13 protein-coding genes and 1 tRNA gene are annotated in these 20,018 nt (G+C 74.4%); 9 read left to right on the top strand and 5 right to left on the bottom strand.

The annotated features are described in order from the left end of the window. Positions 1–178: 178 nt before the first annotated feature. Positions 179–1,591 carry an NsdA family TPR-like regulatory protein gene (locus AC3ET4_RS10590; protein ID WP_431948386.1) on the bottom strand — a complete coding sequence of 471 codons (1,413 nt, stop codon included), beginning with the start codon at positions 1,589–1,591 and terminating at the stop codon, positions 179–181. Positions 1,592–2,363: 772 nt separating this feature from the next. On the opposite strand from AC3ET4_RS10590, the gene AC3ET4_RS10585 reads away from it, so the two are divergent. The 5 genes from AC3ET4_RS10585 (at position 2,364) to AC3ET4_RS10565 (ending at position 9,372) form a co-directional block, all read left to right on the top strand. Then, the gene (locus AC3ET4_RS10585; protein WP_431948384.1) at positions 2,364–4,400 is read left to right on the top strand and encodes an asparagine synthase-related protein; all 2,037 of its coding nucleotides are present in this window, start codon (positions 2,364–2,366) and stop codon (positions 4,398–4,400) included. 249 nt (positions 4,401–4,649) lie between these two features. Continuing rightward, positions 4,650–5,861, top strand: a complete 1,212-nt coding sequence (locus AC3ET4_RS10580) for a DNA polymerase III subunit delta' (RefSeq protein ID WP_431948382.1) — start codon at positions 4,650–4,652, stop codon at positions 5,859–5,861. 642 nt (positions 5,862–6,503) lie between these two features. Continuing rightward, on the top strand, positions 6,504–7,511 hold the full coding sequence (locus AC3ET4_RS10575) for an alpha/beta hydrolase (RefSeq protein ID WP_431948380.1): 1,008 nt from the start codon (positions 6,504–6,506) through the stop codon (positions 7,509–7,511). A 102-nt stretch (positions 7,512–7,613) separates the two neighbouring features. After that, the gene (locus tag AC3ET4_RS10570) at positions 7,614–9,182 is read left to right on the top strand and encodes an alpha/beta hydrolase (protein ID WP_431948378.1); all 1,569 of its coding nucleotides are present in this window, start codon (positions 7,614–7,616) and stop codon (positions 9,180–9,182) included. 116 nt (positions 9,183–9,298) lie between these two features. Then, positions 9,299–9,372 (top strand) — tRNA-Thr (locus AC3ET4_RS10565). A gap of 410 nt (positions 9,373–9,782) precedes the next feature. Here the strand turns inward: AC3ET4_RS10565 and AC3ET4_RS10560 are convergent. Next, complete coding sequence (locus tag AC3ET4_RS10560; protein WP_431948376.1) at positions 9,783–10,277, bottom strand: allene oxide cyclase barrel-like domain-containing protein; 495 nt, start codon at positions 10,275–10,277, stop codon at positions 9,783–9,785. 999 nt (positions 10,278–11,276) lie between these two features. On the opposite strand from AC3ET4_RS10560, the gene AC3ET4_RS10555 reads away from it, so the two are divergent. Together AC3ET4_RS10555 and gdhA are read left to right on the top strand one after the other, a co-directional pair. Next, on the top strand, positions 11,277–12,119 hold the full coding sequence (locus tag AC3ET4_RS10555; protein WP_431948374.1) for a class I SAM-dependent methyltransferase: 843 nt from the start codon (positions 11,277–11,279) through the stop codon (positions 12,117–12,119). A gap of 176 nt (positions 12,120–12,295) precedes the next feature. Then, entirely contained in the window at positions 12,296–13,642 is a 1,347-nt protein-coding gene (gene gdhA, locus AC3ET4_RS10550; RefSeq protein WP_431948372.1) for an NADP-specific glutamate dehydrogenase, read from the top strand. Positions 13,643–13,743: 101 nt separating this feature from the next. On the opposite strand, the gene AC3ET4_RS10545 is transcribed toward gdhA, so the two are convergent. Then, on the bottom strand, positions 13,744–14,274 hold the full coding sequence (locus AC3ET4_RS10545; RefSeq protein ID WP_431948370.1) for a TerD family protein: 531 nt from the start codon (positions 14,272–14,274) through the stop codon (positions 13,744–13,746). 418 nt (positions 14,275–14,692) lie between these two features. Between AC3ET4_RS10545 and AC3ET4_RS10540 the strand changes: the two genes are divergently transcribed. After that, entirely contained in the window at positions 14,693–15,358 is a 666-nt protein-coding gene (locus AC3ET4_RS10540) for a histone deacetylase (protein WP_431948368.1), read from the top strand. Between the two features lie 179 nt (positions 15,359–15,537). After that, positions 15,538–15,891: an STAS domain-containing protein gene (locus AC3ET4_RS10535; RefSeq protein ID WP_431948366.1), complete on the top strand. Its 354-nt coding sequence runs from the start codon at positions 15,538–15,540 to the stop codon at positions 15,889–15,891. Here AC3ET4_RS10535 and AC3ET4_RS10530 read toward each other — a convergent pair. Then, on the bottom strand, positions 15,793–16,788 hold the full coding sequence (locus AC3ET4_RS10530; protein ID WP_431948410.1) for a sigma-70 family RNA polymerase sigma factor: 996 nt from the start codon (positions 16,786–16,788) through the stop codon (positions 15,793–15,795). The two genes, AC3ET4_RS10535 and AC3ET4_RS10530, sit on opposite strands and share 99 nt — an antisense overlap. A 195-nt stretch (positions 16,789–16,983) precedes the next feature. Further along, positions 16,984–19,431, bottom strand: coding sequence for a SpoIIE family protein phosphatase (locus AC3ET4_RS10525; RefSeq protein WP_431948364.1), 2,448 nt, complete (start codon positions 19,429–19,431; stop codon positions 16,984–16,986). Between the last annotated feature and the right edge of the window lie 587 nt (positions 19,432–20,018).

Below are 20,018 nucleotides of genomic sequence, written 5' to 3'. Positions count from 1 at the left end.
AGTCCGCCTCTGTGCGCCTGAAGGGCGCGAGACGGCGGGAGAGCCGAATCGCAACCGCCGCGACAGCACTCCGCCCCCGTCCGCAGCCCGCCGAAGTACTGCCCCCATCACCGCCTCCGGCTGCGCCGCACGGGCCGCGAGGGGCGCCGAGAGCACCCCTCGCGGCCCCGGCGGGCGGCTACGCGGGGGCGGCCAGCAGCGGACGGGCGCGCTCGCGCAGCTCCGCGACGCGCGGCTCGTTCCCGTACGGCTCCAACCGCTGCAGGAGGTCGCGCACGTACTCCGTCGTCCGGGCCGACGAGATCCGCCCGGCGACCTCCACCGCCTTGGCCCCGGCCGCGCAGGCCGCGTCCAGGTTGCCGGACTCGAGCTCCGCGACCGCCGAGACGACGAGCCGCAGGCCGTGCGAGCGCACGAACTCCTCCGTGGGCTGTGCGAGTGCCGTCTCCGTGAAGCGGCGCACCTGCCCGGGCACGCGCAGGTCGCGGTAGCACTCGGCGGCGTCCGCGGCGAGGCGGTCGTAGGAGTAGAAGCCGAGCCAGGGAGGGTCGGCGTCGCCGTCGCGGGCGCGGTCGAGCCAGGACTCGGCGGCCGCCAGCGCCGTGGCACAGGCGGCGCTCTCGTCGGCCTTGGCGTGGGCGCGCGCCTCGACGAGGTGGAAGAAGGACATCGTGCGGGCCGTGGCGAGACCGCGGTTGCGTTCCAGCGCGGCCTGGGCCAGATCCACGCCTTCGTCGGCGAAGCCGCGGTATGTGGCCTGGAGGGACATCGACGCCAGCACGTAGCCGCCGAGGGGGACGTCGGCCGCGGCGCGGGCGAGCCGCAGCGCCTGGATGTAGTACCGCTGGGCGGCCTCCTGCTGACCGGTGTCGAAGGCCATCCACCCGGCGAGCCGGGTGAGTTCGGCGGTGGCCCCGAAGAGGGAGCGGCCGACCTCGTCGCTGTACGAGCCGAGCAGAAGCGGCGCCGCCTCGACCCGCAGGCACTCGGGGACCATGCCGGAACGCCAGTCGCCGCCGCCGTACTTGGAGTCCCAGCGCCTGGCGTCCTCCGCTGCCTCGCGGAGCTTGGCGACGTCGGAGTGGCCGACGTGGTGCGTGCCCGGTGCCGGGTCCTCGCGGGCGACGCGGGCGTCGGCCGGGGTTATCAGCCAGCGGGAGGCGGGCGTGACGTACGCGCTGACCGCGAAGGAGCCGGCGAGGCTCTGCCAGATGCCGCCGCCGCCCGGGCCGCGTCGGCCGGGGTCGAGCTTCCACAGATCGGTGGCGGACTTGACGGCCTCCCCGACGTCGCGCGGGAAGGCGAGGCCCACCTCGGGCGCGGGGTCGGCGTCGGCGAGGCCGATCTCGTGCAGGGGCACGGGACGGCCCAGCTTGCTGCCGATCGCCGCCGCTATCAGGTGCGGGGCGGCGCCCTGAGGCACCATGCCCTTGGTGACCCAGCGGGCGACGGAGGTCTTGTCGTACCGCAGGGTCAGACCGCGCTGGGCGCCGAGGTCGTTGACCCTGCGGGCGAGTCCCGCGTTGCTGATGCCGGCCAGGGCGAGGAGGGTGCCGAGTTTCTCGTTGGGTCCTCGGGGTTCTTTGGTCACGACCACTACCACCTCTCGCCGTAAGCGCGAGGGCCGCGTTCGCCTGCCACGCCTGTCACACCCTCTCGACGCACAACAACGGCTGACCCGGCGCCTCTCGGGGAGGGGTGTCGGGGCCGCCGCTGCCCGCCATCGGGCATGCGCCGGACCCCGAGCTGCCGGGACAGCGCTTCTCGGGTGCACCCAGCGTAGTTCGCCGTATCCCGTCCGTTAAGAGTTGTTGTCCCGGATGGCGAGATTCCTGCCCTGCATGTGGCCTGGCGACTCCTGCGTGTGGCGCGTGCTACCGGCGTATGCGGCCGTGCGCCCACACGCGCGCTCTGTACCGGTTCGGGCGGTGGCGCTTCCATGGTGGCGTGGGTCGGCCCGCGGCTCCTATGTGCGGCTAATGGGGGGTAGCGGCGGGTCAGGGGGCTCCGTCACCACCATCCCCGCGGGTGGCGGACCGGTCCGGGGGGTGCGGCACACCTCCCGGACCGCGACCTCCGCACGTCGCACATCGGGCGAAAGCGGGCTGCCCGGACATTGACCTGAAGGCGACGTTTGAAATCCGGTTGCCCGCTCCAAATGACCTTTTCGAGTGGGGAGTTGGGCCGAACCGGTCCGCACCGGACCGCGTGTGGGGCGCGGTCCGGCGCTCAGGCATGCCCTCATGCGCCGCTTTGTGCGCCGCTCCGTGGCAGCATGTTCCTCGGACGGGGCGGCAGTTCGGCCTGCCGCGGGGCCGGTTGGCCACGGTGGCCCACGTAATCCACGACCTGTGGAGGCGGCGATGCGGTGGTTGGTGGGGTGGAGCAGCGCTGCCGTGGGACAGCTTCCCGGCGTACGCGCCGACCGCACCCTGCATCCCGTCGGCGCCCGACTCCTGTGGGACGACCCCGATCCGCTGTGGCTGGTGGGCGACTGGCGCCGCGACGAGGTGCGGATCGTCCACGCCGAGAACGGCTCCATGGCACGACTGGCCGTGCTGGGCCACTGCGCGGCCTCCGACGCCGACCTGCGCGTCGGGCTGTTCGCGGCGCGCGGCGGGGCGCTGCGCCATCTGACGGCCTGGGCCGGGAGCTACACCTGCGTCCTGCAGATCGGCCGCCGCATCACGGTGCTGGGCGACCTCGCGGGCGCCCGGCCGGTGTTCCACACCCGGTGGGAGCGGGGCACGGCGTACGGAACGGCCGCGCTGCCGCTGGCCGACCTCACCGAGGCCGCCCTGGACGTGACCTATCTCGCGGCGCTGCTGGCCTGCCCCGACTCGCCCGAGGCGCTCGGCGAGGGCACCCCGTACGCCGGGGTGCGCCGGGTGCCGCCCGGGCACGCGCTCATCATGCGCGACGGGGTGCCCGAGGTCAGCGGTTACGAGCCCACCGCCTCGCTCGCCGTCGCCGGCACTCCGGCCCCCGCCGCCGATCCGGAGCGCGCGATCGCCGGCATACGCGACGCTCTGGTGGACGCCGTCCGGACGCGCCTTGCCGGGCCCCGCTTCGTACCGGAACCGGGCGAGGCCCCGGCGCCGGGCGTCGGCGCCGACCTCTCCGGGGGCAGCGCCTCCTCCACGCTCGCCCTGCTCGCCGCCGGGCTGCCGGGGATGCCGGGCACCATGCCCGGGCGCGGCTCCGCGGCGGGGCAGCGGCTGCTGGCGGTGACCTTCAACGACCTCGCCACGGGAACCGTCCGGGCGCGCGAGGCGGAGCTGGAACGGGCCCGCAGCATGGCCGCCGACCCCCGCCTGCGCCATGTCGTCGTGCCGGGCGGACCGGAGTCCCTGCCGTACGCCGACCTCCTGGACAGCGGGCCGCTCACCGACGAACCGGGCCCCTCGCTGATCACCGCGGAACGGCACCGGCGGCGCCTCGCGGCGGGCGGCGCCGACCATTTCGTGGGGCACGGCGCACGGCAGGTGCTGGACGCCCATCCGGCGCGGCTCGCGGATCTGCTGCTGGACCGGCGGCGGCGCGGCCTGCTGCGTCCCGTCACGGCCCTGGCACGGGCGGACGGTCCTTCCGGGCGCTCGGTCCTCGTGCCCTTCACCGTGTACCGGGCGGCGCGACGGCTGGCCCGCACCAGCTACCGGCAGGGCGTGGAGGACGCCGCGGCACGGCTGATGAACCGGCGCTTCGAGGAGCACGGCGGCGCGCTGGCCGCGTCTCTGGCCGCCCTCACATGGTGCCGGCCGGGGCCCGCGGCGCGCTGGCTGACCGGTGAGGCGCTGGCCGAGGTGTCGGTGCGGCTGCAGGAAGCGGTGGCCCGGCCGGGCAGAACAGTGGAGCGTCCCGGTGAGCGCCGGGCACGCGCCGCGCTCGCCCGGCACGCCGCCGACCACCGGGTCTTCGAGCAGGCCGCGGCTGTGCGCAGCCAGCGGCTCCACGCGCCCTTCCTCGACAACCAGGTGGTGCGGGCGTGCCGGGAGCTGCCGGAGACGCTGCGCGTCCAGCCGGGGGCCCGCGCCACGATCCTGCGCTCGGTCCTGGCGGGCGCGGGCATCCGTGAGCTGCCGCCCGGCTGGGGCGCCAACTCGCACGCCTCCACGGCCGTCGCCGTCCGCGCCGGCCTGCGGTCGGCCGTCGACGACCTGCTCGACCTCTTCGAGGCCCCGCTGCTCGCGGACGCCGGACTCGTCGAGGCCCGGGTCGTACGGGGCGCCCTGCGCGCGGCGGCGGACGGCGAACCGGTGCCCGTCGACGGCCTCACCGACCTGGTCGCCACGGAGGTCTGGCTGCGCCGCCTGCTGGCCCGGCGCGGCTCCTGCTGGACGGGCACGGAGGTGCCGGAACAGCGTGCGGTGGCGGGCGGGGTGCGGCGGCTGCCGCTGTAGGGCGGCGCGGCTGCCGCCGTCGCGGCCCTGCCGGGCCTGGCCGCGCAGCCTATGGCGCGGCCACCGGCCCGTCCGCTGTCGGGTCTCGTAGGCAGGGGGCCGCGCAGGACTCGCGAAGCCGGCGCCAGGTGCCGGGCGCGCAGCGGCGCATCCCTGTGTCGGTGGTGTGCCCGACAATGGTGGGGTCTCGAGGCCGCGAGCCGGCCGGAGACGCGAGAGGCAGACGGCAGCACAGGACGGGCGGGCGCGATGGCGGTATGGGACGACCTGATCGGCCAGGACCGGGTGACGGAGCAGTTGGCCGCCGCCGCGCGGGACGCCGACGCCTTTGTGACGGCGGCAGCCGCGGGCACCACGCTGCCGTCCGCGTCGAAGATGACGCACGCCTGGCTGTTCACGGGCCCGCCCGGGGCGGGCCGTGACACAGCCGCCCGTGCCTTCGCCGCCTCCCTGCAGTGCGTCAGCCCGGACCGGGCCCTGGGCGGCGCGCCGGGCTGCGGTTTCTGCGACGGCTGCCACACGACGCTGGTGGGTACGCACGCCGACGTAGAGGTGGTCCGCACCGACCTGCTCTCCATCGGCGTCAAGGACACCCGCGAGCTCGTCCGCCGCGCCACGCTCTCGCCCGCCTCCGGCCGCTGGCAGGTGATCGTGCTGGAGGACGCCGACCGCCTCACCGAGGGTGCCGGCAATGTGCTGTTGAAGGCGGTGGAGGAGCCCGCGCCCCGGACGGTGTGGCTGCTGTGCGCGCCGTCCATCGAAGACGTGCTGCCGACGATCCGCTCGCGTTGCCGGCACCTGGTGCTGCGCACCCCGCCCGTGGACGCCGTCGCCGAGGTGCTGGTCCGGCGCGATGGCATCGACCCCGCGCTCGCCGGGGCCGCCGCGCGCGCCACGCAGGGCCACATCGACCGCGCCCGCCGGCTCGCCACCGACGAGGCGGCGCGCAGTCGCCGCGCGGCCGTGCTGCGGCTGCCGCTGCGCGTGGACGACGTCGGGGGCTGCCTCAAGGCCGCGCAGGAGCTGGTGGACGCGGCGACGGAGGACGCCAAGCAGGTCTCGGAGGAGATGGACGCCAAGGAGACCGAGGAGCTGCGCGCGGCGCTGGGCGCGGCCGCGGGGGCGGGCAGCCGAATGCCGCGGGGCACGGCGGGCGTGATGAAGGAGCTCGCCGACCGGCAGAAGCGCCGGTCCACCCGCACCCAGCGCGACACCCTCGACCTGGCCCTCACCGACCTCGCGGGGTTCTACCGGGACGTGCTGGCCGTGCAGGTCGGCACCTCCGTCGCGATCGCCAACGTCGAGGCCCGGGACGCCGTCGAGCGGATCGCGGCGGGCTCCCGGCCGGAGAACACCCTGCGCCGGATAGAGGCGGTGCTCGCCTGCCGTGAAGCCCTGGACAGGAACGTCGCGCCGCTGCTGGCGGTCGAGGCGATGACGCTGGCCCTGCGTGCGGGCTGACACAGCGCCGCGCGGGACGGCTCCTGGCGTGGGTCGGCGCCTGCGTGCGGTTGACCCTTGGGGGTGGGTCGGCGGCCTGCGTGCGGGCTGACACCGCGCCGCGCGGGACGGCTCCTGGCGTGGGTCGGCGGCCTGCGTGCGGTTGACCCGTGGCGTGGGTCGGCGGCCTGCGTGCGGTTGACCTGTGGGGTGGGTCGGCGGCCTGCGTGCGGGCTGACACAGCGCCGCGCGGGACGGCTCCTGGCGTGGGTCGGCGCCTGCGTGCGGTTGACCCTTGGGGTGGGTCGGCGGCCTGCGTGCGCGTTGCCCCTTGGGGTGGGACAGTCCCCCCAGCGTGTGGGCCGACCCCCGGCAGGTCCGATGGACCCCCGGGCGCGCGGGACGGCCGCGCGGCGTGCCGGACGGCCCGCGCGCGAGTGGCGCCGCGCCCTTGATCATCCGGCGGACGGGTGATCGTTTGCGCTGCCCGCGCGTTGCCGCTCCCCGGTGCGCCGGGCCTTACCGCAGGCTGCTGTGCGGTGCCCCCGGCCGCTGTCCCCGCGGGGGTGATCCCAGCGCACGGGATGCGCTCCCCCCTGCCTCCGGCGCGGGTGCCGCCCGTGCCCGAAGCACCGTTGGGGACGTCGCGAGGTGGTGCCGCACGTGCCCGAGGTGGCCGAGGTCGTCGTTCTGTACGCGCTGCTGACTGCGGCCGGGGCCGCAGCGGTGGCGCTCGCCCGCTCGGCGCTGCGGCACTGGTGGGAGCAGCGCGCGGGCCGCGTGTACGAACTGCCCGTGAAGCGCGTCGGCACGCTGCTGCGCGGGGCCGGCTCCGCGCTGGCCGCCACCGTGGTGATCACCCTGGCGGCCGACCTGCCGCCCGGCTCCGGGGCTCCGCCGTCCTCCCCGCCCCACTCGGTCACCGCCGCGGGGTCCCCGCCGCCCCGCCCGTCGCCGCCGCCGCGGCCGGTGCCGTCCGACCCCGCCGATGCCGGGCTGGTGCCGCCGCGCACCCTTGGTCACCCCGCCGGGGGCACGCTCCAGCAGTTGTCCGACGGCACGCGGGTCTGGCTGCCACCGCAGTACGACTACCCGGACTCCGCAGGCGTCTACTTCCCCCTGGTCGTGGCCCACGTCGACCCCGCCGACCCGGATCTGTTCGCCGGGTTCGCCGCCCAGTCGCTGCGGGGTGTCGCGGACCCCTTCGTCGTCGTGATGCCCGCCCGCTGCGACCCCGACGCCGGCCCCGCGCCCGTCCCGGCGGCGGTGGCCCGGCTCTACCGCGTCCTGCCCGGCCGCTCCGCGCGGGCGCTGCTGGGCGTCGACGAGGACGCGGCCTGCGTCGTGCGGCAGCAGCTGGCGGACCCCCGGGACTTCGTCTCGGCGATCGGCGTCTCGGGCGGCTACGCGGGGATCGACCGGTCCGGACCGCAGCCGTACTCACCCGACGGCCGCGACACCAGGGGGCGCGGCACGCCGCGCCCCGCGCTGCTGCTCGCCGTACCCTCCGGACAGGAGGCCGCGCGGCGCTCGGCCGTCGCCCTGCGCGGGCGGGTGCGCGACGTGACCGCCGAGGTCCGGCTGCTGGACGGCATCGCGCCTCGGCGGCGGCTGTTCGCCCTCGTCGCCGGCTACGCGACCGAGAAGCTCGACGGCCCTTACCGTCCCTGACGGCGCGGGCCGGAATCACCCGTACGAGGGCTGTGCAGGACGGTTCGCCACCGGCCCTGCGGATACGCTCCAGACCACCACCACGAGGGAACCGAGGCTCCGATGCACACCCCGCGCCTGCTCCGTACCTCCGGCACCGTCCTCGCCGTCGCCGGGCTGCTGCTGTCCGCGTGCACGACCGGTGGCAGCACCCACCGTGCCGCCGCATCGTCCCCGGCGGGGTCCCTCGGCGGGCCGCCCTCGGGCGTCGCCGCGGACGCCTTGGGCAACCTCCGGCCGTACTACGAGCAACGCCTGTCCTGGGGCGAATGCAAGGACATGCCGGGCATGCAGTGCGCCACCATGCGGGTCCCCCTCGACTACGCCCACCCGTCCGCCGCCACGGACCTCAAGCTCGCCGTCGCCCGGAAGCGGGCCGAGGACTCCGGCAAGCGGCTCGGCACCCTGCTGGTCAACCCGGGCGGCCCCGGCGGCTCAGCGATCGACTACCTGCAGTACGCGGCCTTCGGCTACCCCTCGGCGGTCACCTCCCGCTACGACATGGCCGCCATCGACCCGCGCGGCGTGGCCCGCAGCGAGCCCGTCGAATGCCTCAGCGACCGCCAGATGGACGCCTTCACGGCGACCGACGTCACCCCGGACGACGGCGCGGAGGTCAACGCCCTCGTCGCCGCCGACAAGGAGTTCGCCGGGGGCTGCGAGCAGCGCTCCGCCAAGCTGCTGCGGCACGTCAGCACGGTGGAGTCCGCCCGCGACATGGACGTCTTCCGCGCCCTGGCCGGCGACCGCAAGCTGACCTACGTCGGCAAGTCCTACGGCACCTTCCTGGGCGCCACCTACGCCGAGCTCTTCCCGGACAAGGCCGGCCGGCTCGTCCTCGACGGCGCGGTCGACCCGTCGATCTCCGCACTCGAGGCGAGCCGGGGGCAGGCCTCCGGCTTCGAGATCGCCTTCGACGCCTTCGCCGCGGACTGCATCACGCACCGCGACTGTCCGCTCGGCACCAAGAGCACCGAGGACGCCGGGCACCGCCTCGACGCCCTCTTCGAGCGACTGGACTCCAAGCCGCTGAGCACCGGCAGCGCCCGCAAGCTGACCGAGGCGCTCGCCACCACCGGCGTGATCGCCGCGATGTACGACGAGTCGACGTGGCCGACCCTGCGCGCCGCGCTCACCAAGGCGAACAAGGGCGACGGAAGCGGTCTGCTGGCGCTGTCCGACACGTACTACGAGCGCGACAGCCGCGGCCACTACGACAATCTCATGTACGCCAACGCCGCCGTCAACTGCCTCGACCTGCCGCCGGCCCTGTCCGGTCCGCAGGCCGCCGAGCAGTCCGTCGCCGCCTTCACCGAGGAGTCCCCGCACTTCGGCAAGAACCTCGTGTGGTCGAGCATGATCTGCGCCTATTGGGCCGTCCCGCCCACCGGCAGGCCGCACCGCATCGAGGCCGCCGGCGCGGACCCCATCCTCGTCGTCGGCACCACCCGCGACCCGGCGACGCCGTACGAGTGGGCCGAGTCCCTGGCCGGCCAGCTCGACTCCGGCGTCCTGCTCACCTACGACGGCGACGGCCACACGGCGTACGCCCGCGGCAGCGACTGCATCGACTCGGCCGTCAACCGCTACCTCCTGGAGGGCACGCCCCCGGCTGACGGCACGACCTGCTGACGGCGAGGGGCCCTCGGCCCTGCGTCCGGTGCGGCCGCGGCCGCACCTGGTCAGGGGCCCCTCAAGAACTGTGTAGACTTGTGCCCGCTGCCGATGCCAAGCTGTCTCGGCAGCTTGCCGCCTTAGCTCAGTCGGCCAGAGCGACGCACTCGTAATGCGTAGGTCAAGGGTTCGATTCCCTTAGGCGGCTCAGAGAGGCCCAGGTTCCCTGAGGGGAACCTGGGCTTTTTGTGTTCCGCGGACGAGCCGAGTGCGGCGCGCGAGCGCGAGCGTCCACGATCTGCCGGCGTCGGACTTCGACGACCTCGATGCCGGGTCCACAGAGCCAGCCGAGGTCCTCGGTGTCGGAGGTGAGGACGGTGACAGGCCCTTGCGCGGAGCGGGCGACGGCAGCCGGAACGGCGTCGATGGCGTACTCGTGGCCGCTGAGGCGGGGTGGTTGGCCGGCACCGGAACTGTTCGGCCCAGACAGCGGCCGGCGCAGTGGGCCGCGTTCCTGAGGGGCCCTGACCGCTCGAAGGGCGAAGGGCCAGGTCAGAGATGCTGACCTGGCCCTTCGTCATGAGCGGGCGGCGCCGTCGGGCACCCTGCGCCCGGACGTCACCTGGTGACGTGGACGGTCAGCCTGGCATGCGTGGCGTCGATGTTGACGCCGTCCATGTAGCCGCGGGCGTCGCGGTACGTGCCGGTACCGCCGGTGATCGCCAGGGTGAACCTGGTCGGGAAGCTGACGATGAAGGGTGCGAAGCCCTGCAGGGTGATGTCGCCCTTGGCCAACCGGAGGGTGGATTCGCACTGCCGCAGGCTGTTCTGGAGGCTGATGACGGTGCAGACGAAGCCGCCGGTGCCCACCTTGCGGCCGTTCTGGAAGAAGTCCGAGAAGCCGATGGCCTCGTCGCCGAGGCTCGTTCCCGGGGCGCCCACGTCGACGGAGGCGAACTCCCTCACCGAGTCGTCCAGTCTGATGACCTGCTCACCGACGCCATGGGGGCCGGGGTCGCGGTCCGGGGATGTGGCCTGCGCGTGCGGTCCGCAGGCGAGGACCGCGGCGAGCACGGCGGCCGCGACCGGCGCCACTGCCTTGATACGACGCATCGTGCGTCTCCTTCGAGCTGGGTGGAGTGACAGGCGGTGATCAGTCCGCTTATCGCTTCATTCATGGCTCAATCGGCGGCCCGGTGCCTCGGAGGCGCATCGGCGGCGCGGAAAGACGACCCGTTCGGACGCGGGCCTAACGTCTGTGGGGTGGACGCCGTTCGCTCTCGAGTCCCGAAAGCCGGAGAGCGCACCCGTGGCTCATGCGGTTGCGCCGTCAATGAGACGTGAACGTGGCGCGAAGATTGCCGAGGTTCGGCAATGCGTGTGGGCCCCGGCCCTGGCCATCATCGTCATGGCACCGACAACGGGAGCCGCCGCACGAAGCGGGGGGAAGGCAGGGGTGCGCGACTTCTTCGACGCCGCGCTCGTCATCCGAGCGCCCTGTTCGGCTTCGCGCTCGTGGTGGCCATCGGGTACTGGGGGAGTGCTCTGCTCGGTGGCTTGGACGTCGACGCCCTCGACGGGGGCACGGGGGTGAGGGTGTCGACGCCCACCGCGGAGACCACGGGGGCGCGGGGGACTTCGCCGGCTTCCTTGCCGGGATCGGACTGGGCGGGGTCCCGGTCACCGTCTCGCTGTCGCTGCTGATCGGCGTCGGGGGCGTGGTTCACCGCGCTGGCCGGGCCGGGGTGACCGGCGGGCCGTCCAACGGCAGTGGGGTCCTGGCCGGAGCGCCGGTGTGCTCCTGGGCGGCACGTGTGCGGTGCTCCTGCCGCTGCGCCGTCTGGTACCCCGAGAACACCCGCCCTCGCGCACCGACTTCGTCGGCAGGGTCCGCGTCGTCCGCACCGGTCGTGTCAGCGACGGGTTCGGGCAGGCCGAGGTCACCGCCGCCGACGGATCGACCTCCGTTCTCCAGGTGCGCACGGCCGGGCCCGACGAGGGCCTGGTGAGCGGCATGGGACCCTCGCCGGCGCGCAGGCCGCGCGCTGGGACGAGGTCAAGGCGGCGCCGGCGAAGGCCGTGCGCGGACGGAAGGCGCAGTAGGTTCGCGTCATGGGCGATCCGATCGTGAACCGCGAGCAGTCCGAGGCGTGGAACGGGTACGAAGGGCGGCACTGGGCGTCGTACCGGGAGCGGTACGACGCGCTGAACGACGCGGCGAACGGCTGCCTGCTCGACGACCTCCCGATCGCGGCGGGCAGCAGGGTGCTGGACGTGGGCTGCGGGACGGGCCGGGTGGCCCGCCTCGCCGCACGGCGCGGCGCCACCGTGCTCGGCATCGATCTGTCGGAGCCGATGCTCCGGGAGGCGGCGGTCGTCGTGGAGCGGGAAGGGCTCGGCGGCGTCTCCTTCGTCCGCGGGGACGCCCAGGTGCACCCGTTCCCCCGGGAGGGCTTCGACGCGGTGGTGAGCCGCTTCGGGGTGATGTTCTTCGCCGACCCCGTCGTCGCGTTCGGCAATCTGCGCGGGGCCCTGCGTCCGGGCGGACGGCTGGCCTTCGTGTGCTCGCGCGGCCACGCGGGCATGGACCAGACGACGATCTACCGGGCGATCGGGACCGTGGTGCCCGTACCCGACCTCACCGGGAACACCGGACCGGCCTCCTTCGCCGACCCCGCGCACACCGAGCGGGTCCTGACCGGCGCGGGTTTCGCCGGGGTGGCCTCGACGGCGGTGGACCTCCCCCAGGTATGGGGGAGCGATGCCGAGGACGCGGCCGACTTCCTGATGGGCTGGGGACCGGTGCAGCACTGGCTGCGCGAGGCCGGGGCCGACGAGAGGGCGCGCTCCCGCGCCCGCGACGCCGCGCTGGAGGCCTTCCGCGCGTTCGCCACCGCGGACAGGGGCGTCGTGCTGACCGCCCGGCTGTGGCTCGTGACGGCGCAGCGTCCCTGAGGACCGGCCGACGGCACAGGCCGTCCGCGGGCCGTACGGGTGACCCGGTGCCTCCGGGGGTGCGGATTGCTCCAGGTGACACCTTGCCTTCCGCCGTCCGCCCTCGTTGTCACGGCAACGGCCGGACGCGGCGCCACGGCGGGCGCTTCCGGGACATCGGACGAGGGAAGGCGCGCATGAACGTCAGTGCTCACATCGAGGCCGTCTACGCGGACGTCTGCCGGCGCAATCCGGGCGAGGCGGAGTTCCACCAGGCGGTGGGGGAGGTGCTGCGCTCGCTGGCGCCCGCGCTGGAGCGGCACCCGGAGTACCTGGGGACCCGGATCGCGGAGCGGATGTGCGAGCCGGAACGGCAGGTGATCTTCCGGGTGCCGTGGGTGGACGACCAGGGACGCGTGCGGGTCAACCGGGGCTTCCGGGTGGAGTTCAGCAGCGCGCTCGGCCCGTACAAGGGGGGCCTGCGCTTCCACCCGAGCGTCGACCTCGGCATCGTGAAGTTCCTCGGCTTCGAACAGATCTTCAAGAACGCGCTGACCGGGCTGGCGATCGGCGGCGGCAAGGGGGGCTCCGACTTCGACCCCAAGGGCCGCTCCGACGGCGAGGTCATGCGCTTCTGCCAGTCGTTCATGACCGAGCTGCACCGGCACCTGGGCGAGCACACCGATGTGCCCGCCGGCGACATCGGGGTGGGCGGCCGGGAGATCGGCTACCTCTTCGGGCAGTACAAGCGGATCACCAACCGCTTCGAGGCGGGGGTGCTGACCGGCAAGGGCGTCGCCTGGGGAGGCTCCCACGCGCGGACCGAGGCGACGGGGTACGGGTCGGTGTACTTCGCGGCCGAGATGCTCGCCACCCGCGGGCAGGGCTTCGAGGGGCGCCGGGCGGTGGTCTCCGGCTCGGGCAACGTCGCCCTCTACGCCATCGAGAAGGTGTATGCCCTGGGCGGCTCGGTGGTGGCCTGCTCGGACTCCGGCGGCCATGTCGTCGACGAGAAGGGCATCGACCTGGAGCTGCTGAAGGAGATCAAGGAGGTGCGCCGGGCGCGGCTGTCGGCGTACGCGGAGGCCAGGCCCTCGGCGCGGTACTCCGAGCGGGGCTCGGTCTTCGACGTGCCATGCGATGTCGCGCTGCCGTGCGCCACGCAGAACGAGCTGGACGGGCAGGACGCCGGGACGCTGGTGAAGAACGGCGTGCTGGCGGTGGCCGAGGGCGCGAACATGCCGTGCACCCCGGAGGCGATCGAGGTGTTCCGGGAGGCGGGCGTGCTCTTCGGCCCGGGCAAGGCCGCCAACGCGGGCGGGGTGGCGACCTCGGCGCTGGAGATGCAGCAGAACGCGTCGCGCGAGCTGTGGCCCTTCGAGCGGACCGAGGCCCGGCTCGCGCAGGTGATGCGTGACGTCCACACCCACTGCCGGGCCACCGCCGCGGCGTACGGCGGCGCTCCGGACGACTACGTCCTCGGTGCCAACATCACGGGCTTCCTGCGGGTGGCGGAGGCCATGACAGCGCAGGGCGTCGTCTAGCCAGGGCGCGTGAGGCCACGGGGCGTGCGGGGGCGTGGCCGCGAGGACGCCGGCGCCCTACGCGCGCGTCGCGGGAGGGCGCCGGCGTCCCCGGGGGCCGGTCAGCCGCCGGCGCCGCCCATCACACGGGCGAAGGACGCCGGGTCGGCGTCGTAGCCGCGGACACCGGGCCTGAAGTGCCAGGCGCCGTCGTCGCCGCGACGGAACTCGCCCACGGTGGCTGCCGTGGCGGCGGCGACCTCGCCGAGGTCGGAGGCGGCGAGGGCGGTGTGGCCCTCGACCACCTGCACGCCGGTGCCCGCGATGTCGCCGAAGGTCATCCGGCCGTCGCGCTGCTGCACGACCACTCCGACCACGACCCGCCCGTAGGCGGGGCTCAGCCGGTCGAGCTCGAGGGCCATGACCTCGTCGAAGCCCAGTCCCTTGCCCGTCCTGCTGTCGCGGTTCAGCGAGATGGTGCCGTCCGGGGAGCGGCTGTCGAAGTGGACGAGGTACGCCGGGACGCCGTGCGGGTCGTCCGCGGGGTAGGTCGCCGCGACGATGTCGAGGTCGCTGACGGGTGCGCCCATCGGGCTGGGGTCCCACTTGAGCCGGACCTCGACCTTGGCGAGGCCCTTGGTGACGTTGCTCACAGGCCGACGCTCCTTGCTTCCGGCCGGTCGGGTGCGGTTGCCACGGAGAACGCCCTTTCTTCTGCTGCCAGTTGGGGACGGCCGCACGTCGCGCGCCCGTCCGAGGCGGCAACGAACGAGGGCGGTCCCGGATTCCCGGCAACCGAACCGGTGTGCCACCCGGTTCGAACGGATGTGAGGCCGCTGGGAGCACGGACGGGAACGCGGTGACAAGGACACCACGGTGTGAGGGATGCGGAGACGGACGTCGAGGGGTTCGTCGCCGTGCGGGGGCCGCCGTTGCTGCGGGTCGCCTGGCTGCTGCCCCCGGCATCTGCGTGCCGGATCCGTGGGGCCCGGCGGCCTGTGCCGGGAGCGCGGGGCGCTCCGCGCTTTCGCGGGACCGCGCCGCCGTCCGCTCCCGCGGCATCATGGAGCGGTGACCACTGCGCGGCGCACGGGGCTGCGGGGTGCCGGCCGGCGGGGCCGGGCGCCCGGTCTCATCTGGTATGCGGCGTACGGCTCCAACACCCACCTCACACGCCTCACCCATTACCTCTCCGGCGGGGTGCCGCCCGGCGGCGGCCGGGAGTACCCGGGCTGCCGCGACGCGCGCCGGCCGCTGCGGTCGGTGCCGCTGCTGCTGCCGGGGCGGATGTACTTCGCGACGCGGTCGCCTGTCTGGTCGGGGGGCCGGGCCTTCTACGACGGCGGCGCGCCGGGCGGCGGGGTGCGGGCACGGGCGCATCTGCTGACGGCCGGCCAGTTCTCGGACCTCGTCGCCCAGGAGATGTACCGCGCGCCGGGCGCCGACCTCGACCTCGGCGAGGTGCTGCGGCACGGCAGGCACCGGCTGGGCGACGGGCGGTACGAGACGCTGCTGTACCCGGGGGACATGGACGGTCACCCGGTGGTCACGTTCACCGCGCCCTGGGCCTGCGGCGGGATCGGGCACGTCGTGCCCTCCGGGAGCTATCTACGGCACATCGCCGAGGGACTGGCCGAGACGGGCGCCTGGGACCTGCCCGGCATCGCGGCCTATCTCGCGGAGTGCGCGGACGGGGCCTGGTCGCCCCGGGAGATCACGGCGCTGCTCGGACGCTGAGCGGCGGGACATCGATGGATTTCCGTCCCGCCGCCCGTCCTAGAGAGGGAGGTACGGGCACGGGGACGCAGGGGACCCGCTCGCCCGCACCCGGAACCCGCCCCAGGAGGTCTCCCATGCCCGGCTCCGCGTCTTCGCCACCGCCGCCCGCGCCGCAGCCGGGTGGAGGCGCGCCTGCCGTGCTCATCCTGACCGGGAGGCTCGACCGCGCCGGGATCCCGCCGATGCTCGAGCGGTTGCGGGCGCTGCTGGCGGGGCGGGGCGGCGGCACGGTGGTGTGCGACGTCGGCGGGCTCGACGGCGCCCCCGACGCCCTCCTGCTCGACGCCCTCGCGCGGCTCCAGCTCACGGCCCTGCGGCACGGCGGGCGGATCCGGCTGCGGGGCGCCGGCAGCGCGCTGCGGGAGCTGCTCGCGCTCAGCGGGCTGGACGGGTCAGCGGGCCGGGGGCTCGAGATGTGCGGGGAGGCCGAAGAGCGGGAAGAGCCGCTCGGTGTCGAGGAAGGAGTTGAGCCCGGTGATCCGGCCGTCTGACATCTCGATGACCTGCAGGGCCCACGGCTCGTGACCGCCGTCCGGGGCGGGACGGTACTGCCCGAACCCCGGAGTGCCGTTGGCCGTCACCGGGACCAGACGCGAACCGCGGCAGCCTGAGCCGTGCCCGAGCAACCAGGCCTTGATGTCCGCCTTCCCGCGCAGCCACAGGCCGAACGGCGGCATGGACAGTGTGGCGTCGTGGTGGAGCAGCGCGGTGAGGGTGTCGAGGTCGTAGGACTCGAAGGCGGCGACGTAGCGGCCGAGCAGGGCGCGCTGCTCCTCGTCGAGCGGACGGGCCGGATCGGTCACGGCGGGGCCGGCGGCGGCGAGGGTGGCGCGGGCCCGTTGCAGAGCGCTGTTGACCGAGGCGACGGTGGTGTCGAGCAGATCGGCGACCTCGGCGGCCTTCCACTGCAGGACTTCCCGCAGGATGAGCACCGCCCGCTGGCGCGGCGCGAGGTGCTGCAGTGCGGCCATGAACGCCAGGCGCACGCTCTCGCGCTGGTCGGCGAGGTCGGCCGGGTCGCTCGTCGCGGGCAGGATGCGGCCGTCGGGAGCGGGGGAGATCCAGGTGCTCTCCGGGAGGGTGCCGGGCAGCGGGCCGTCGGCCGTCCCGGGTGAGGTCAGGTCCATCGGGCGGGCGCGGCGTCCCGTGCCGCCCAGGATGTCCAGGCACGCGTTGGTGGCGATGCGGTAGAGCCAGGAGCGCAGGCTGGAACGGCCCTCGAAGCGGTCGTAGGCGCGCCAGGCCCGCACCATCGTGTCCTGGACGGCGTCCTCCGCCTCGAAGGCGGAACCCAGCATCCGGTAGCAGTAGCCGGTCAGTTCCACGCGATACCGTTCCAGCTCCTGCGCCACGTCCGGGGGTGCAGCGAGATCGGTGAGATCGGCCATGGTTTCCTCCGCCTTCCAGACGAGTTCCGCAGCGTCCACGGATCCACTTCAGCACAGCCCACTGACACAACCGCAAAAGGCGTGGAAGAGCGCGGGACAGGGCGGAACGGGGTGGGTTGCCCAGGACGGGCGGCGGCGCTCGGGCGCCGACCGCCGGACGCGCGGCGGTCCGGGCGGTCCGGACGGGCCGGGCGGTCAGCCGGCGGTGCTGTCAGGGATGTCCTGCTCCGCCCAGATCAGCTTGCCGTCGGCGGTGTACCGGGTGCCCCACCGGCGGGTCAGCTGGGCCACGAGGAAGAGCCCGCGACCGCCCTCGTCGGTGGTGCGGGCGTGCCGCAGCCGGGGCACGGTGTTGCTGCCGTCGTACACCTCGCAGATGAGGACCGACTGCCGGATCAGCCGCAGCCGGATCGGCCCCGAGGCGTGCCGGATGGCGTTGGTGACCAGCTCGCTGACGACGAGTTCGGTGGTGGGCAGCAGCTCCTCCATGCCCCACCCGGCGAGTTGGCGCGTGGCCAGCGCCCGGGCCTCGCTGACGACCGCCGGATCCACTCGCAGCTCCCAGCTGACGAACCGGTCGGCGGCGAGCGCGCGCGTACGGGCGACGAGCAGGGCGACGTCGTCGGCGGGCGGTCCGGGCGGCAGGTGCTCCAGCATGGCCGAGCACAGCTCGCGCACGGGAAGTCCGGGGCGGGCCAGGGCGTGTGCGATCCGGTTCAGGCCGACGTCCAGGTCCGTGCCGAAGGTGTCGATCAGGCCGTCGGTGTAGAGCGCGACGACGCTGCCCTCGGCCAGTTCGAGCTCGGCGGACTCGAAGGGCATGGCGCCCAGCCCGAGCGGTGGGCCCGCGGGCAGTTCGGCGAAGGCGACCCGGCCCTGGGGGTCCACGACGGCCGGCGGCGGGTGCCCGGCGCGGGCCATCGTCAGCCGGCGGGTCACCGGGTCGTAGACGGTGTAGAGGCAGGTGGCGCCGGTGACGGCGGTGGCCACGGACTCGTCGGGGCTCTCCTCCTCGGCGAGCCGGATGACCAGGTCGTCCAGGTGCGCCAGCAGTTCATCGGGCGGCAGGTCCATGTCGGCGAGGGTGTGCACGGCCGTCCGCAGCCGCCCCATCGTCGCCGCTGCCGTCAGCCCGTGCCCGACGACGTCCCCGACCACCAGCGCGACCCGCGCCCCGGACAGCGGGATGACGTCGAACCAGTCGCCGCCCACACCGTCCTGGATGTCGGTGGGCAGGTAGCGGTAGGCGATCTCCAGCGCCATGCCGCCCGCCAGTGTCTGCGGCAGCAGGCTGCGCTGCAGGGCGAGCGCCGCCTCGTGCTCGCGGGTCCAGCGCCGGGCGTTGTCCACGCACACCGCGGCGCGGGCCGCGAGTTCCTCGGCGAGCAGCAGGTCGTCGTTCTCGAAGGGGACGGGCCGACGGTGCCGGACGAAGGTCACCACGCCGAGGACGGTGCCCCGGGCCCGCAGCGGCACCCACATCATCGACCGCCCCCCGGACTCGCGGATCTTGGCCATCCGGGCCGGATCGCCGGTGAGCCACGACGCCCGGCCGTCGGCGATGTCGCCCTCCACCTCGGAGTGGCCGGAGGTCATGCAGCGCACGTGCGGTGAGGCCTCGCCGACGTCGATCCGCTCGCCGACCGCCCAGATCGGCTCCGGGGTGCCCGGGTTCACCGAGCGCATCCCGACGCGTCGCAGCGGCACCCGGCCCAACTCGTGGCCGGGCGGAGGCTCGCCGCCGTGCAGCACCGGTTCCAGCAGGTCGACGGCGACGAAGTCGGCGAGCCGCGGAACCGACACGTCGGCCAGTTCCTGGGCGGTCCGGGTGACGTCCAAGGTGCTGCCGACGCAGGCCCCGGCCTCGTTGAGCAGCGCGAGTCTGGCTCGGGCGCGCCACCGGTCGGTGACGTCCGTGACCATGTAGCAGACACCCATCGCCCGCCCCTCGGCGTCGTCCAGGCGGTAGAAGGACAGGGAGAAGGACCGCTCGCGGTAGGGGGCCGCGAGCGTCCAGCCCCGGAACTCGTGGTCGATCACCGGCTCACCGGTGAGCAGCACCTTGCGCATGACGGCTTCCATCGCCGCGGTGTCCATCCCGGGCAGGACGTCGGCCAGGCGCATGCCGATGCGGCGCTCGCGCGACACGCCGCCGAAGTGTTCCAGCGTCTCGTTGAGCCACACATAGCGCAGGTCGGGGCTGAACACGGCCATGCCGATCGGGGACCGGGTGAGGAAGCCCTCGAGGATGGTGCTGCTCACCGCCCAGGACGGGGTGTGGGCCAGGTCGATCGCCGACACCAGCCAGCGCTCCTGGCCGTCGGGCGCCGTCAGGGCGGACACCCGCAGGCCCACTTCGATCCGCCGTCCGTCGCGGTGCCGGGTGCCCGCCAGCCCGCCCCAGTCGCCGTGGCCGCGCCACTGCGCCGCCATCTCCGCGGCCCTGGCCGCCTGCTGGGGGGAGGCGAGCAGGGTCGCGGCGGGTCGGTGCAGCGCCTCCGCGGCGGGGTAGCCCAGCAGCCGCTCCGCGGCGGCCGTCCAGCCGACCACCGTCCCCGAGTCGTCGATCAGCGCCGACGCGGCGAAGGCCAGGTCGAACGGCGCCTTCACCGGCGCCGCCGCGCTTCCCTCCGGCGTGACCATCTCGGGCGTCCCATGTCCGCGACTACCGTCCTCCCCATGCTAGGTCGTCGTGTCCGCGGGGGCCCCTCGTGCCGCCAGGCGACTCGGTGCCCGCCTGACGGGGTGCTCCCGCGTCCCGCGCCGGCCGCATGCGCGTCTTTCAGGAGGAGATCTTCGGCCCCGTCGTCGCCGTCACCTCACGGCTCGCAAGGGGAGGCCGCCCATGACTGACCCGGTACGCCAGGTCGGGCAGACGCAGCCGCGCCGCTGCGCGGTTCGAGGTGTCACGGGCGTTACGGGGGGCGTACCACAGCGCTGGTGCGGAGCGGCGCGTGCGGGCGCCGCTGCCCGCGTCCGGGGCCGCCGCGCAGGGGGGACACGAGGTGCACCCCTCGCAGTCGTAACCCCTTCAGAGGGGTGCGACTGCCATGTTCTCCAAGACCGAGTGATCCGACATATCTCTACCAGGCGTTCCCCTGGCTTGGGATCACCACCCGCGCCGCGCTGCGCGACGCCCGGCCTGGACCGGCCATGATGCGCGTCACGGTGCTCCCGTCCGGCCGGAAGCGGGCGGCTGGGGCCGGCCCGCTCCTGAGCGGAGGGGGGAG

The sequence above is a fragment of the Actinacidiphila sp. bgisy167 genome (genome assembly GCF_057707665.1).
The sequence above is the reverse complement of the archived record's forward strand: the minus strand, read 5'-3'. Positions and strand labels throughout refer to the sequence as shown.